Here is a 14,184-nt window from a genome sequence, read left to right on the forward strand (position 1 = left end):
GGGTTCACCTCATCAGACCCTTGTCAAACCAGGATCTCCAATGACCCCCGAACAATTCCGCCAGCACGGCCACCAACTGATCGACCTGATCGCCGACTACCGCCAGACCATCGCCGAGCGCCCGGTCATGGCCCAGGTCGAGCCGGGCTACCTCAAGGCCGCCTTGCCCGCCGCAGCGCCACAACAAGGCGAAGCGTTCGACACCATCCTCGGCGATGTCTCGAAGCTGGTGATGCCCGGCCTGTCACACTGGCAGCACCCGGACTTCTACGGCTACTTCCCCTCCAACGGCACCCTGTCGTCGGTGCTCGGCGACTTCCTCAGCACCGGCCTAGGTGTGCTGGGCCTGTCGTGGCAATCCAGCCCGGCGCTGAGCGAGCTGGAGGAAACCACCCTCGACTGGCTGCGCCAGTTGCTCGGCCTGTCGGCGCAGTGGAGCGGGGTGATCCAGGACACCGCGTCCACCAGCACCTTGGTCGCGCTGATCTGCGCCCGCGAGCGCACCACGGGCTATGCGCTGGTGCGTGGCGGCCTGCAAGCCCAGGACAAGCCCTTGGTGGTATACGTCAGCGCCCATGCCCACAGCTCGGTAGACAAAGCCGCGCTACTGGCCGGTTTCGGTCGCGACAACATCCGCCAGATCCCCACCGACGAACGCTACGCCATGCTGCCCGAGGCCTTGCAGGCCGCCATCGAGCAGGACCTGGCCGCCGGTAACCAGCCCTGCGCGGTCGTGGCCACCACCGGCACCACCGCCACCACGGCACTCGACCCGCTGCGCCCGATCGGCGAGATCGCCCAGGCCGCCGGGCTGTGGCTGCACGTCGACTCGGCCATGGCCGGTTCCGCGATGATCCTCCCAGAATGCCGCTGGATGTGGGACGGCATCGAGCTGGCCGATTCGGTGGTGGTCAACGCCCACAAGTGGCTGGGCGTGGCCTTCGATTGCTCGATCTACTACGTGCGTGACCCGCAACACCTGATCCGGGTGATGAGCACCAACCCCAGCTACCTGCAATCGTCGGTCGATGGCGAAGTGAAGAACCTGCGCGACTGGGGCATTCCCCTGGGCCGACGTTTCCGCGCCCTGAAGCTGTGGTTCATGCTGCGTAGCGAAGGTGTGGAGGCGTTGCAGCAACGCTTGCGGCGCGACCTGGACAACGCCCGCTGGCTGGCCGAGCAGGTCGAGGCGACGCCTGGCTGGGTGCTTGTGGCACCCATGCAGTTGCAGACACTGTGCCTGCAACATCGACCCGAGGGCCTGGAAGGCGAGGCCCTGGATGCGCACACCAAGGTCTGGGCCGAGCGCCTCAATACCTCGGGCGATGCTTATGTGACACCGGCAACCTTGGATGGGCGCTGGATGGTGCGGGTGTCGATCGGCGCGTTGCCGACCGAGCGTAGCGATGTAGAGAGGCTGTGGGCGCGGTTGCAGGCAGTAGTGAAGGCCTAGCGGCACGGGCGGGCCAGGCTCAACCCTCCAGCATCGCCTGCTCCCGCTCACCCTTGGCCTTCGACACATCGACTGCCCCCGGCAGGGTCACGTCGTTCTTCGCTGCAAGAATCTCGGCCATCACGCTCACAGCGATTTCCGCCGGGGTCTTGCTGCCGATATAGATCCCGATCGGCCCATGCAAGCGTGCAAGGGTCGCCTCGGTTTCCCCGAAATGCTCGATCAGCCGCGCACGACGCTGCTGGCTGTTGCGCCGTGAGCCGATGGCGCCGATATAGAAAGCTGGGCTGTGCAAGGCTTCGAGCAGGGCCAGGTCGTCGAGCTTGGGGTCGTGGCTGACGGCGACGATGCAGGTGCGCAGGTCGGGGGTGAAGGCGCGCACCACGTCGTCCGGCATGCCGACCAGGCGCTCCACGCCGGGCACGTTCCAGCCGTCGATGTACTCCGGGCGGGGGTCGCAGACCGCCACGCGAAAACCATTGAACAGCGCCATGGTGGCCAGGTATTCAGCCAGGGCGCCGGCACCGATCAGCAGCAGGCGGTAGCCGGGGCCCAGGGTGTTGAGCATGTGCAGCGGGTCGAGGGCGAACTGCTCCGGGGTGTCGGTAGCGGCGAGGCTGGCCTGGCCGCTGGCGAGGTCGAGCTGGCGGCGTACCAGTTGGCCTTGGTCGAGCTGGGTGAGCAGTTGGCTGAGCAATGGCCAGTCGGGGTCGAATTCCAGCACCAGCTCCAGGGTGCCGCCGCAGGGCAGGCCGAAGCGGTGCGCCTCGTCGGCGGTGACGCCATAGCGCACCTGCTGCGGCAGGCTTTGCGGCAGGCCAGGGCCACCATAGGCGGTGGTGTAGCGGTGGATCAGGTCGTCCTCGATGCAACCGCCGGACACGCTGCCGACCACGCGGCCATCGTTGCGTAGGGCCATCATCGAGCCGACCGGACGGGGGGACGAACCCCAGGTGCGTGCCACAGTGGCGAGCAGCACCCGGTGACCTTCCTGGAGCCAGTCACGGGCGGTGCGCAGGACCAACAGGTCGATACTTTCCATGGGGGCTCCTTGGGATTATTGGGGAGCTATAAGGGCCGCTTCGCGGGCAAGCCCGCTCCTACAGGGTTCAATATGGTCCTTGTAGGAGCGGGGCTTGCCGTGGCGACGGACCGCCGCGAAGAGGCCCTTACATTCACTATCGCATATGCAGAATGATCGGGCTGCTGCTGGCCGGATCGGTATGCTCGCGCAACTTGGCCACGGCCTTGGCATCCACCGCGCCGCCATGGTTACCCCAGGCCGCACGGGCGAAACTCAGTACTTCAGCGATCTGCTGGTCCGACAGCTGCTCGCGCAGTGCCGGCATGCGGTAGGCGTCCGGCACCCCGGCGGCGACGATACGCTGCGAGCCGTTCAGGGTGATGTTGATCGCCGAGGCATCCTCCTTGGCCAACATCGAGGTCGCGCCCGCCAGCGGCGGGATCCATTCGGCCTGGCCCTTGCCGTCCAGGCCATGGCACGAGGCGCACTGGGTGACGTAGGTATGGGCACCGGGCACGTCCAGTTTTTCCGCGGCCGACACCGCCTGGTACTGCCATGGCGTACCGTCGCGCGCCGGGTCGCCGGGCAGCGACTTCAGGTAGCGGGCGATGGCGCCGAGGTCGTCGTCGCTCATGAACTGCGTGGAGTTGTTGAACGCCTCGGTCATCGAGCCATACACCACCGCATGCTTGTTACGCCCGACCTTGAGGAACTGCACGATGTCCGCTTCGCTCCAGCGTGCAAGGCCGGTGTTCGGGTCCTGGCGCAGGCTTGGCGCATACCAGCCGTCGAGCAGGGCGCCGGCCAGGAAGGCTTTGTCGTCCTCGTCCAGGGCCTTCTCGTTGAACGCCAGGCCCCGTGGGGTGTGACAGCTGCCGCAGTGGCCCGGGCCCTGGACGATGTAGGCGCCACGGTTCCACGCTGCATCCTCGCCAGGCTTGGCGGCATAGGGCGTATCCGCTGCGAACAGGCCATTCCACAGCGCGATTGGCCAACGCATGTTCATCGGCCAGGGAATATCGCTGGGGATATTCGCCTGGTTGGCCGGTTGCACGCCGTTCATGAAGAAGGCGTACAGCGCGCGCACATCGTCGTCGCTGAGCTTGGCATAGGACGGATAGGGCATGGCCGGGTACAGGCGCCGCCCGCCGGGGGCCACGCCATGGCGCACGGCGCGGTCGAAGTCGGCCAGGCTGTAGGTGCCGATGCCGGTCTCGCGGTCCGGGGTGATGTTGGTGGCATGGATCGCGCCCAAGGGCGTGGCCATCTCCAGCCCGCCGGCGAATGGCGCCTTGCCGGGCAGGCTGTGGCAGGCCACGCAGTCGCTCAGGCGCGCAACGTATTCGCCGCGCGCCACCATCGCCGCATCGGCGCTAGGCGGTTCCTGCGCCAGGGGCGAGGCAGGCTCGCGGGTGACGTACCAGGCCAGCAAGCCTGCCGCGACCAGGCACGGCAGGGCCAGCCAGCCCAAGGTGTTTAGCACTCGGCTGTTGTTCATCAAGCGTATCCCTGGTCAGCTGAAGGTATGGCGGCTCATGGGCAGGCTACGCACGCGTTGGCCGGTCAACTGCGCGACCGCATTGGCCACGGCAGGTGCCACGGCAGGCAACGGAGGTTCGCCAATGCCGCCCATCTTCGCGCCGCTTTCCACCACCTTCACATGCACCCGCGCCATGCGCGCCGGCGGCAGGATCGGGTAGAGGTCGTAGTTGCGCGCTTTCGGCTGGCCGTTCACGTACACCGTTTCCTCCACCAGGGTTTGCGACAACCCCAGCGCCACTGCACCACTGACCTGCGCCTGGACGATCGCCGGGTTGACGATGCTGCCGGGGTCGATGGCCTGCCAGATATCGTGCACCTTGACCTGGCCGTTCTCGATCGACACCTCGGCAATCACTGCCGTTTCCGTGCCGAACGGCGAGGCCATGGCCACGCCCCGGGCACGCTTGCTGCCGTCCTCGGCAGTGAACGGGCCGCGCTTCCAGCCGCCGGACAACTCGCCCACCGCTTGCAGCAAGGTGGTCAGGCGCGCGTTGTCGCGCAGCAGGTGCAGGCGCAGCTCGAACGGGTCGTGCCCGCCCTTGTCGGCCAACTCGTCGAGGAAGGCTTCATAGAAGAAATCGTTCAGCGAGTTGCCCACCGAGCGCCAGTAACCCAGCATCACCGGGCCTTTGACGTAGATCTGTGCGATACGTTTGTTGGCGATTGCATACGCCTTGCCCGCCAGCCCTTCCATGGCGGTAGGGTCGATCTTCTCGCCCTGCTTGCCGGCCAGGGCCTCGGTGGGGCCTTCGGTGGCGCTGACCGCCTCGATCGCCACCGGCAGGCCCTTGTCGTCCAGCCCGGCGCGGAACTTCACCAGCGCCACCGGGCGCAGGGCGTCACGCAGGAATTCCTCCTCGCGAGTCCAGATCATCTTGACCGGCCTACCCACCGCCTTGGCCAGGGCGATGGCCTGGGGATAGGGGTTGGCCGAGTCGTAGAGGAAGTGCCGGCCGAAGAAGCCGCCGAGCAGCGGCGAATGCAGGGTGATCTGCTCGGGTTTCAGGCCGGTGCGCTTGGCGATGTCGGCTACGTACATCTCAGGGGCCTGGTTGGGGATCCACACCTCGAGCGAGCCGTCGGGGTTGAAGCGCGCCAGGGAGGAGGGCGGCTCTAGCTGCGCGTGGTTGAGGTACTGGTTGTGGTAAGTGGCCTCGACCTGGGTCTTGGCGCCTGCCAGCGCATCGGCCAGGTTGCCATGGTTCTCGTCGTCGCGGGCCGGGCCGGTCTGTGCGGCCAGGTGGTCGCGCCATCCGTCGCTGGAGAAATCGGCAGGCATCACCCGCAACGCCGAGTCGCTGGCCGCTTCCTGCCAGTCGACCTGGATCGCCTCGACCGCGCGCTTGGCGTGCCACCAGCGTTCGGCCACCACGGCCACGGCGCCGGGCAACTGGTGCACCGAGTGCACGCCCTTCATGGCCTTGACCTGCGCTTCGTTGCGCAGCGCGCCTACGGTCATGCCCAGGCGCGGGGCGTGTTGCACGGCGGCGTGGAGCATATCGTCGACCTTGAGGTCGATGCTGAACACCGCCTTGCCGGTGGATTTGTCGTAGGCATCCAGGCGCTTGACCGGCTTGCCGATCCAGCGGAACTGGCTGGGGTCGCGCAGTTGCACGCTGGCTGGGTCCGGTACCGGCAGGTCGAGAGCGCGCTCAGCCAGCTCGCCATAGGGCAGCGAACGGCCGGAGGCGGCGTGTACCACCTTGCCAGGCTCGGTGGTGAGTTCGCCCACCGGAACCTTCAGCGCTTCGGCACCGGCCTGCAGCAACATGGCGCGGGCCAGCGCACCGAGGCGGCGCATGGTCGGGTAGCTCATGCGTATCGACATACTGCCGCCGGTGATACGCAGGCCGTTTTCCATCACGTAATAGGCATCGCCCGGCGGTGCGCATTCGACCAGGAAGGATGCGGGGTCGGCGTCGAGTTCTTCGCCGACGATCTGTGCCATGGCGGTGAAGGTACCCTGGCCACCTTCGATGAACGGGCACAGCAGGCGCACCCGGTTGTCGGGCTGGATCGCCAGGAACGCCGGCACCTGGGTACCACGCTCGACAGTGCTGGCCGCCGCAGCCGCCTGCACCCGGGTCGAACCCAGCGGCAGGCCGAAGCCCAGCACCAGCGCGCCGATGGCGGTGCCGGTGAGGAAGCGTCGGCGCGACAGGTTGACGGTTTCGCCCTCAGGCAGCTTCATCACGGCCTCGAAGGCCTCGCTATGCAGCTTCATCAGGCGTTCTCCTGCTGGCCGGCCAGGTCGTGCACGGCGGCATGGATGGCGTTGTAGGTGCCGCAGCGGCACAGGTTGACCATCGCCGCGCTGATCTGCTCATCGCTTGGCTTGGGCGTGTGCTTGAGCAGCGCCGTGGCGGCCATCACCTGGCCCGACTGGCAGTAGCCGCACTGGGCCACCTGGTGCTCGACCCAGGCCGCGACCACGCGCTTGCCCACCGGGTCCGCCTCGACCGCCTCGATGGTGGTGACCTCGCGGCCCACCACCCCGGCCACTGGGGTGACGCAGGCGCGCACTACGTTGCCGTCAACCAGCACCGAACAGGCGCCGCATTGCGCCAGGCCACAGCCGTACTTGGTGCCGGTCAGGCCCAGGTCATCGCGGATCACCCACAACAGCGGGGTATCGGCGTCGGCGTCGACTTGGTAGGTCTTCTGGTTGATGCGTAGTTCCATGGGCTCACCCGCTGATCATCGGTCGATGGCTTGTCGTTATTGGCCGTGCAGCGAGGCGCCTGGCGCCGCGGCCTTAGTGCAAGAACTCTAGACCTTGGAGGGGGTGTTTGCCCATGCGGGGAGTAGGTGAATCAGAGAATCAGGCAAGCATTTCGGTGGATTGTGCTAGGGCGATGCAAGTGTGATGTTCGCTGGTGCGCTGGATCAGGAAAACGCTTGGATAGATCATTAAACGTGCGGATTACCATTTTTAGTGTGGTTCAGGTCGTGGTTCTGTTTATCTATACGCCTTGGTAAAACCTGATCACGAGTGACTCGGACGATACCCATGAATTATTCAGGTAACGGTTTCTTTATTCGATTACTTCGGCAGGACGATTTTTCGCTTGTCGGCGATTATGAACGCGACAACCGTCAGCACCTGTCGCCATGGGAGCCTCTTAGAGGTGAAGGCTATTTCAGCCGCGACAGTGTCAGGGGCAGGGTCGCGCAGCAGGTTGAAAACATGGAGGCTGGGCAGTCCATTTTTTTCCTCATTCTGGAGTCTGAAGGTGGGAAGTTGCTGGGGCGGTGCAACTACACAAACATGGTAAGGGGCATTTTCCAGGCATGTAATCTCGGCTTTTCGTTGGCAGAAAGTGCTCAAGGGCAGGGTTTGATGAGGCAGTCCCTTGCAGTCACCAACCGTTACTGTTTCGAACAGTTGCAACTTCACCGGATCATGGCCAATCACATGCCACGCAACTTACGCAGCGAGCGAGTTCTTGATTCTTTAGGCTTTGAAAAGGAAGGCTATGCGCGGGCCTACCTGAAAATTGCGGGCGTTTGGGAGGACCACACGCTGAGGTCGCTGATCAACCCTCATGACGCTTCTTGAGCCATCACGAATACTGCACTCATCCCCGCGTGGACGGGGATGAGGCAACACCCACAGACCTGACCTGGCATGCAAATCAGAGCGCTGCAATACCCGCCATCGCCACCTGGGCATCCTGCTCGGCCTTCACCCCGGACACGCCCACCGCTGCCACCACATGCCCGTCCACCCGCACCGGCACGCCGCCTTCCAGTGAGGTCAGCAGCGGCGCGCTGACGAATGCCGTGCGCCCGCCGTTGACCATGTCTTCATAGCCCTTGGTTTCCCGCCGCCCCAGCGCCGCGCTGCGAGCTTTTTCGGCGGCGATGTAGGCGCTGATGGGCGCCGCGCCATCGAGGCGCTCCAGCGCCAGTAGATGGCCGCCATCATCGACCACGGCGATGGTCACCGCCCATTGGTTTTCCAGCGCCTCGGCGCGGGCGGCGGCGAGGATGCGGGTAGCGTCTGCATGTTCGAGCACGGCTTTACGTTGCATGGGTTTCTCCTAGGCGAGGGCTTGTTCGACCAATTCGATCCAGTGTCGCACGGGAGTGCGCCCGGCACTGTCGAGGTGGCTTTGGCAGCCGATATTGGCGGTGACGATGACTTCGGGGTTGCCGCTTTCCAGGGCATTGAGCTTGTTGTCGCGCAGCTGGCGCGACAGCGTTGGCTGGGTCAGCGAGTAGGTGCCGGCCGAGCCGCAGCACAGGTGGCTGTCGGGCACGGCGGTCAGGCTGAAGCCCAGGCGTTCGAGTACGGCTTCCACGGCGCCGCCGAGCTTTTGCGCATGTTGCAGGGTGCACGGGCAGTGGAAGGCCAGGCGGCGGTCGCCATGAATGCCCAGCTGTTCCAAGGGTTCGGCGCGCAGCACTTCGACCAGGTCGCGGGCCAGGGCGCTCACCCGCGCGGCTTTGGCGGCGTAGGCAGGGTCGCCTGCGAGCAGGTGGCCGTAGTCGCGCACGAAGGCGCCGCAGCCGCTGGCGGTTTGCACGATGGCTTCGGCACCGGCTTCGATGGCGGGCCACCAGGCGTCGATATTGCGTCGGGCACGGTCAAGGCCGGTGTGCTGGGCGTCGAGGTGATAGTCCACGGCGCCGCAGCAGCCGGCCTCGCGGGCCGGGGTTACGCAGATGCCCAGGCGGTCCAGCACGCGGGCGGCGGCGGCATTGGTATTGGGCGACAGCGACGGCTGCACGCAGCCTTCGAGCATCAGCACGCGGCGCGCATGCACAGCGGTTGGGCGCGGTTTGGCCGGATGCTCATGGCGCGGCAGCTTGGCGTGCAAGGCTTGGGGCAGCAGCGGGCGCAAGGCCTTGGCGCCTCGGGTCAGGGCCTTGAACAGCGCAGGGCGCGGCACCACGGCGCGCAGGCCTTCGCGCAGCAGGCGCTGGCCGAGGCTGCGCGGCACCTGTTGCTCGACCACGGCGCGGCCGATGTCCAGCAGGTTGTGGTACTGCACCCCGGAGGGGCAGGTGGTTTCGCAGTTACGGCAGCTCAGGCAGCGGTCCAGGTGCTGCTGGGTCTTGGCGGTGACCGGCTGGCCTTCGAGCACTTGCTTGATCAGGTAGATGCGCCCGCGCGGGCCGTCCAGCTCATCGCCCAGCAGTTGGTAGGTAGGGCAGGTGGCGGTGCAGAAACCGCAGTGCACGCACGCGCGCAGGATGCTTTCGGCCTCGGCGGCGCGTGGCAGGCGCTTGGCCTGTTCGCTCAGGTTGGTTTGCATGGCGGGTTCTCACACATCGGCGTACAGGCGGCCAGGGTTGAAGATGCCCAACGGGTCGAGTTGCTGCTTGAGGCTGCGGTGGTGGCGCAGCAGTGGGCCGCTGAGCGGGTGGAAGGCCTCGGGGTCCGGCTCGTACAAGGTGGCGTGGCCGCCCAGCCGTGCCACGCTCAGGCGCACATGCGCAGGCGTGGCGTCGGACTTCAGCCAGCGCTGCGCGCCGCCCCAGTCCAGCAACTGACGCCCGGGCAGTTCCAATGGCGGGCAGTTGTGCGGCAGCGACAGGCGCCACAGCGGCTCGGGTGCGTCGAAGAACCCCAGGCGTTGCTCGCGCAGGGCTTGCCAATAGCCTTCGTCCAGCGTCTCGCCGCCCAGGCGCTGCAACGCCGATTCCACCGAGCCTTCACCACCTTCCAGTCGCAGGTGCAGGGCCTGGCCATCATGGCTGGCGGCGCTGATCGGCATGGGCTGCTGGCCCCATTCGGCCAACTCGCCCAGGGCCTGGTGCACACCCATTTCCAGGCGCAGGCTGTGGCAGCGTCGCGGCTTGGGCAGCACCTTCAGCGATACCTCGGTGAGCACGCCAAGGCAGCCGAAGCTGCCCGCCATCAAGCGCGACAGGTCGTAGCCTGCGACGTTCTTCATCACCTCGCCACCGAAACGCAGCAGCTTGCCGTGGCCGGTGATGACCCGCGTGCCGAGCACATGGTCGCGCACCGACCCGGCCCATGGACGGCGTGGGCCGGACAGCCCGGCCGCGACCATGCCGCCCAGGGTGGCCTCGCTGCCCAGGTGTGGCGGCTCGAAGGGCAGCATCTGCCCGGCGGCCTCCAGCGCCGCTTCGATCTCGCGCAGCGGCGTACCCGCCCGGGCCGTCAGCACCAGCTCGGTAGGGTCGTAGCTGACGATGCCGCGGTGGCTGCGGGTGTCGAGCACTTCGCCGCTCGCCGGGCGGCCGAGCATGGCCTTGCTGTTGCTGCCCTGGATACGCAGCGGCGTGCGTTGGTTGAGTGCCTGGTTGACCTGTTCCAGCAGCGCGGCACTGGCGTCGTGATCGTGTCGCATCAGAAACGCTCCAGGTCGGGGAAGGGCAGCTTGCCGTGGTGCACGTGCATGGCGCCGAACTCGGCGCAGCGGTGCAGGGTGGGAATGTTCTTGCCGGGGTTGAGCAGACCTTGCGGGTCGAAGGCGTGCTTGACGGCGTGAAACAGCGTCAGCTCGTCGCTGTTGAACTGGGCGCACATCTGGTTGATCTTCTCGCGGCCCACGCCGTGCTCGCCGGTGATGCTGCCGCCGACCGCCACGCACAGCTCAAGGATCTTGCCGCCCAGCGCCTCGGCCCGTTCCAGCTCGCCAGGCTGGTTGGCGTCGAAGAGAATCAGCGGGTGCATGTTGCCGTCGCCGGCATGGAACACATTGGCCACCCGCAGGCCATGTTCGCGGGCCAGCTCACTGATGCCGTTGAGCACCTTGGGCAGCGCCCGGCGCGGGATGGTGCCGTCCATGCAGTAGTAGTCCGGCGAGATGCGCCCCACCGCCGGGAAGGCGTTCTTGCGCCCGGCCCAGAAACGCGCGCGCTCGGCCTCGTCGCAGGCCAGGCGCACTTCGGTGGCGCCAGCGGCGTTCAGTACTGCCTCGACCCGTTCGCAGTCGTCGTGCACGTCGGCTTCCACGCCGTCGAGCTCGCACAGCAGGATGGCCGCGGCGTCCACGGGGTAGCCTGCATGGATGAAGTCTTCGGCGGCGCGAATCGACAGGTTGTCCATCATCTCCAGCCCGCCGGGAATGATGCCGGCCGCGATGATGTCGGCCACCGCGCCGCCGGCCTTTTCCACGCTGTCGAAGCTGGCCAGCAGCACCCTCGCCACCTGGGGCTTGGGCAGCAGTTTCACGGTGACTTCGGTGACGATGCCGAGCAGGCCTTCGGAGCCTGTGAACAGCGCTAGCAGGTCGAAGCCGGGGGCGTCGAGGGCGTCGCTGCCCAGGGTCATGTACTCGCCCTCGACGGTGAGGATCTCGACCTTGAGCAGGTTGTGCACGGTCAGCCCATATTTCAGGCAATGCACACCACCGGCGTTCTCCGCGACATTGCCGCCGATGGAGCAGGCGATCTGCGACGAGGGGTCGGGGGCGTAGTACAGCCCGAAGGGCGCGGCGGCTTGGGAAATGGCCAGGTTGCGCACCCCCGGCTGGACCCGGGCGAAGCGGCCCTGAGGGTTGACCTCGAGAATGCGATTGAAGCGCGCCATCACCAGCAGGATGCCTTTTTCCAGTGGCAGCGCGCCGCCGGACAGCCCGGTGCCTGCGCCTCGAGCTACCACTGGCACTTGGTGGGCGTGGCACAGCTTGAGCAGCGTTTGTACCTGCTCCAGGCGCTCGGGTAGCACTACCAGCAGCGGTACCACGCGGTAGGCCGAAAGCCCATCGCATTCATAGGGGCGCAAGTCTTCCTGGCTGTGCAGCACGTGCAGGTCGGGCAGGGCGTCTTGCAGGGCCTGGAGCAGGGCGGCTTTGTCGACGTTAGGCAGCACGCCATCGACGCGCTCATCGTAGAGGATGTTCATAAGGCTCACGCGCTTCTTGTTGTTCTTGGAACCCGCGTGCTCTGGGCCGCAGGGTGTTTGCAGATTGCGCGTAATTGGCGCTGGACGTCGATGAGGCGATGCACTGGTCCTACCACTTTTTGCCCAGTGCTGAACCTGAAGCGTAGAGGAACTGCGCTTGACGGGTATAGAGTGGCGAACAGGTGGCGGGTGAGCGGCCACTGGTCCTACCAGTTCATGGAGCGTGGCAATGGCTGTGTCCGGTTCAGGCAAGCAAGGCAAGCCGCAGGTCGCCGACCAGGTGGCCGAGCGTATCGAGAAGCTGATCGTCGACGGGGTGCTGAAGGTGGGCCAGGCCTTGCCTTCGGAGCGACGCCTGGTGGAGAAGCTGGGCTGTTCGCGTTCGGCACTGCGCGAAGGTTTGCGGGTGCTGCGCGGGCGCGGCATCGTCGATACCGAGCAGGGACGGGGTTCGTTCGTCGCTGACCTCAGCGGTGCCGACCACGTCACACCGCTGATGCATCTGTTCAGCTCGCAGCCACGCACGCTGTACGACCTGCTGGAGGTACGCGCGCTGCTCGAAGGCGAGTCGGCCAGGCTGGCGGCGTTGCGCGCCACCGAGGTCGACCGGGTAATGATCAAGCGACGCTACGAGGAAATGCTCGAGGCCCATGAGGACCTCCAGGCCCACGACCCACGCGAGCATGCCCGTCGCGACCATGCGTTTCATCGGGCGATCAGCGAGGCCTCGCACAACCCGGTGCTGGTGCACACCTTGCAGTCGCTCAGCGAGTTGAACCTGAGCACGGTATTCGCTTCGGTGAACAACCTGTACGGACGCCCGGCGCAGATGCGCCAGATCGACCGCCAGCACAGGCGTTTGTATCACGCGGTGATGGAGCAGTTGCCCGAGCAGGCGCAGCGGGCGGCGCGCGAGCACATCCACAGCATTCGCGACAACTTGCGGGAAATCGAGCAGGAGGAGCAGCGTTTGGTGCGGGCGACAATGCGCTTGGAGGGGTGGAGCTGATAACTACCGACGTTGTTGACGATCGAGGTAACCCAGCACGCAATCCACGGCTTCGCGCTCCGCTACATCGAGCCCGCGCTGCGACCCGTCGGTCCAGTGTTCGATGACACCGCGCACCAACGCAGGAATTGTCCTTGATAGTTGCAGCGGGTCGACGTCTTGCACGGTAGGCCCCCAATAGCTCAAACCGCGCATGAATACCTGGCTGCCTTGTGCCAGGTGGTCAGCCCTGACGTGTGGAATTGGCAATGACTGCTCTTGTTGAGTGATCACCCAGGCGATGGGAGGGTCGCCGCGCAGGTGCTTGACCCTTCCTTGAATCAACAAGCGCACCGCTTCGTCGAGCGTACGTCCGGAGGCGTCGCGCATCGCCTCGTAGATATTGGCAAGCATGTCTCGTTTTTGCCGATGTATGAGCTCCAGCATCACCGCTTCCTTGTTGGGGAAGTACTGGTAGAGCGTGCCAATGCTTGTGCCTGCGCGTTCTGCGATGGCATTGGTATTGAAGCCGTCCAGCCCGGTTCTTGAGAGAAGCTGAGTAGCGCTTTGCAAAATGGCGGCGTAGGTCATGTGTGCCCGGGTTTGCCGTGGGGCTTTTCGGGGGCTGTAGGGGCTCGAGGGCATGGCGGGACGGCTCCTTGGAATGCGAGTAAGTGCTTGGCACCTTATGCCGTAGGCTTTTCCAGTCTCTGCGCAATACGTTGCGTCAGCCACCTTAAAGGATCAGCCATAGGATGCCAACGTTGATACATGACCTTCTGCTCAGCCCTGTATTCGAGCTTCTAGCTCGCATCGTATTGACTTCGTTCTTCTGGGTGGCGGGGATATTCGGCCTTCTGAAGTTCGAGGTGATGGTGCAGGCCATCAAAGTGCATCGGCTGCCCGCACCTGAATGGATCGTCGTGCTCATGGTGGTAACCGAGCTTTTTGGTTCGGCTTTGCTGATTACCAACTTCGCGAATCTGGGATGGCTCGGGGCGGGGGCGCTGGGGGTTTTCACGCTGCTCTCCATTCCGTTGGGGCATGCGTTCTGGAAGCTTGAGGCGCCCAGGAAAATGGAGGAGTTTCAGATTGCACTTGAGCATGTGGGGATCATTGGGGGGCTGATGTGTGCGGCGGCTTTGACCGTTTGATATTTGGCAAGAACCAGGTGCTGGCCAGGCTTGCTCTTGCTCTTGCTTCAGCAAGCGCGCAGCGCCTCGCAACCGCTTTTGATCTTGATCTTCGTGCGCGATAGCCCAGGCGACACAAATTGCGACTTACAGGAGGCCGAACGGAGGCGTCTGGAGGGCCATGGCGCGCAGCGCCCTTCGGCGTAGCCGAAGTCGCGAGAT

13 protein-coding genes are annotated in these 14,184 nt (G+C 65.5%); 4 read left to right on the forward strand and 9 right to left on the reverse strand.

Features of this window, described 5'->3' with window-relative positions:
* The first annotated feature begins 40 nt into the window (after positions 1-40).
* Positions 41-1,453, forward strand: coding sequence for a DOPA decarboxylase (locus tag ACQKPE_RS11985; RefSeq protein ID WP_427666043.1), 1,413 nt, complete (start codon positions 41-43; stop codon positions 1,451-1,453).
* A 19-nt stretch (positions 1,454-1,472) separates the two neighbouring features.
* Here ACQKPE_RS11985 and ACQKPE_RS11990 read toward each other — a convergent pair whose 3' ends face one another.
* From ACQKPE_RS11990 to ACQKPE_RS12005, 4 genes are all read right to left on the reverse strand, one after another.
* Complete coding sequence (locus tag ACQKPE_RS11990; protein WP_427666045.1) at positions 1,473-2,495, reverse strand: XdhC family protein; 1,023 nt, start codon at positions 2,493-2,495, stop codon at positions 1,473-1,475.
* A 136-nt stretch (positions 2,496-2,631) separates the two neighbouring features.
* On the reverse strand, positions 2,632-3,975 hold the full coding sequence (locus tag ACQKPE_RS11995; protein WP_427666046.1) for a c-type cytochrome: 1,344 nt from the start codon (positions 3,973-3,975) through the stop codon (positions 2,632-2,634).
* A 15-nt stretch (positions 3,976-3,990) separates the two neighbouring features.
* The gene (locus tag ACQKPE_RS12000) at positions 3,991-6,243 is read right to left on the reverse strand and encodes a molybdopterin cofactor-binding domain-containing protein (protein WP_427666048.1); all 2,253 of its coding nucleotides are present in this window, start codon (positions 6,241-6,243) and stop codon (positions 3,991-3,993) included.
* Entirely contained in the window at positions 6,243-6,701 is a 459-nt protein-coding gene (locus ACQKPE_RS12005) for a (2Fe-2S)-binding protein (protein ID WP_427666049.1), read from the reverse strand. Before ACQKPE_RS12005 ends, ACQKPE_RS12000 begins: the two co-directional genes overlap by 1 nt.
* Before the next feature lie 328 nt (positions 6,702-7,029).
* Between ACQKPE_RS12005 and ACQKPE_RS12010 the strand changes: the two genes are divergently transcribed.
* Complete coding sequence (locus ACQKPE_RS12010; protein ID WP_427666050.1) at positions 7,030-7,578, forward strand: GNAT family N-acetyltransferase; 549 nt, start codon at positions 7,030-7,032, stop codon at positions 7,576-7,578.
* A 76-nt stretch (positions 7,579-7,654) separates the two neighbouring features.
* On the opposite strand, the gene ACQKPE_RS12015 is transcribed toward ACQKPE_RS12010, so the two are convergent.
* Genes ACQKPE_RS12015 through glcD form a run of 4 tightly spaced genes read right to left on the reverse strand, consistent with a single transcriptional unit; the run spans position 7,655 to position 11,841 of the window.
* A complete protein-coding gene (locus ACQKPE_RS12015; protein ID WP_427666052.1) occupies positions 7,655-8,053 on the reverse strand; it encodes a heme-binding protein in 399 nt (132 codons plus the stop codon).
* A 9-nt stretch (positions 8,054-8,062) separates the two neighbouring features.
* The gene (gene glcF / locus ACQKPE_RS12020; protein WP_427666053.1) at positions 8,063-9,280 is read right to left on the reverse strand and encodes a glycolate oxidase subunit GlcF; all 1,218 of its coding nucleotides are present in this window, start codon (positions 9,278-9,280) and stop codon (positions 8,063-8,065) included.
* Positions 9,281-9,289: 9 nt separating this feature from the next.
* On the reverse strand, positions 9,290-10,342 hold the full coding sequence (gene glcE / locus ACQKPE_RS12025) for a glycolate oxidase subunit GlcE (RefSeq protein WP_427666055.1): 1,053 nt from the start codon (positions 10,340-10,342) through the stop codon (positions 9,290-9,292).
* The gene (gene glcD / locus ACQKPE_RS12030; RefSeq protein ID WP_427666063.1) at positions 10,342-11,841 is read right to left on the reverse strand and encodes a glycolate oxidase subunit GlcD; all 1,500 of its coding nucleotides are present in this window, start codon (positions 11,839-11,841) and stop codon (positions 10,342-10,344) included. The genes glcE and glcD overlap by 1 nt, the downstream gene beginning before the upstream one ends.
* 229 nt (positions 11,842-12,070) lie before the next feature.
* Here glcD and glcC point away from each other — a divergent pair, with 229 nt between their 5' ends.
* Positions 12,071-12,850: a transcriptional regulator GlcC gene (gene glcC / locus ACQKPE_RS12035; RefSeq protein ID WP_427666057.1), complete on the forward strand. Its 780-nt coding sequence runs from the start codon at positions 12,071-12,073 to the stop codon at positions 12,848-12,850.
* A gap of 3 nt (positions 12,851-12,853) precedes the next feature.
* Here the strand turns inward: glcC and ACQKPE_RS12040 are convergent, their stop codons facing one another.
* Positions 12,854-13,420, reverse strand: a complete 567-nt coding sequence (locus tag ACQKPE_RS12040) for a TetR/AcrR family transcriptional regulator (protein ID WP_427666058.1) — start codon at positions 13,418-13,420, stop codon at positions 12,854-12,856.
* 164 nt (positions 13,421-13,584) lie between these two features.
* On the opposite strand from ACQKPE_RS12040, the gene ACQKPE_RS12045 reads away from it, so the two are divergent.
* Positions 13,585-13,983 (forward strand): DoxX family protein, encoded by a 399-nt coding sequence (locus ACQKPE_RS12045; protein ID WP_427666059.1) that lies wholly within the window; start codon positions 13,585-13,587, stop codon positions 13,981-13,983.
* The last annotated feature ends 201 nt before the right edge of the window (positions 13,984-14,184 follow it).

Source organism: Pseudomonas sp. NPDC089554 (assembly GCF_050280645.1).
Classification (GTDB): Bacteria; Pseudomonadota; Gammaproteobacteria; order Pseudomonadales; family Pseudomonadaceae; genus Aquipseudomonas.

Excerpts from the sequence above, each read along its gene's own strand:
- glcD (WP_427666063.1), bottom strand. The coding sequence starts at position 11,841 with ATGAACATCCTCTACGATGAGCGCGTCGATGGCGTGCTGCCTAACGTC.
- ACQKPE_RS12045 (WP_427666059.1), top strand. The coding sequence starts at position 13,585 with ATGCCAACGTTGATACATGACCTTCTGCTCAGCCCTGTATTCGAGCTT.
- glcF (WP_427666053.1), bottom strand. The coding sequence starts at position 9,280 with ATGCAAACCAACCTGAGCGAACAGGCCAAGCGCCTGCCACGCGCCGCC.
- ACQKPE_RS12005 (WP_427666049.1), bottom strand. The coding sequence starts at position 6,701 with ATGGAACTACGCATCAACCAGAAGACCTACCAAGTCGACGCCGACGCC.
- ACQKPE_RS12000 (WP_427666048.1), bottom strand. The coding sequence starts at position 6,243 with ATGAAGCTGCATAGCGAGGCCTTCGAGGCCGTGATGAAGCTGCCTGAG.
- ACQKPE_RS12040 (WP_427666058.1), bottom strand. The coding sequence starts at position 13,420 with ATGACCTACGCCGCCATTTTGCAAAGCGCTACTCAGCTTCTCTCAAGA.
- ACQKPE_RS12010 (WP_427666050.1), top strand. The coding sequence starts at position 7,030 with ATGAATTATTCAGGTAACGGTTTCTTTATTCGATTACTTCGGCAGGAC.
- ACQKPE_RS11995 (WP_427666046.1), bottom strand. The coding sequence starts at position 3,975 with ATGAACAACAGCCGAGTGCTAAACACCTTGGGCTGGCTGGCCCTGCCG.
- ACQKPE_RS11990 (WP_427666045.1), bottom strand. The coding sequence starts at position 2,495 with ATGGAAAGTATCGACCTGTTGGTCCTGCGCACCGCCCGTGACTGGCTC.
- ACQKPE_RS11985 (WP_427666043.1), top strand. The coding sequence starts at position 41 with ATGACCCCCGAACAATTCCGCCAGCACGGCCACCAACTGATCGACCTG.
- glcC (WP_427666057.1), top strand. The coding sequence starts at position 12,071 with ATGGCTGTGTCCGGTTCAGGCAAGCAAGGCAAGCCGCAGGTCGCCGAC.
- glcE (WP_427666055.1), bottom strand. The coding sequence starts at position 10,342 with ATGCGACACGATCACGACGCCAGTGCCGCGCTGCTGGAACAGGTCAAC.
- ACQKPE_RS12015 (WP_427666052.1), bottom strand. The coding sequence starts at position 8,053 with ATGCAACGTAAAGCCGTGCTCGAACATGCAGACGCTACCCGCATCCTC.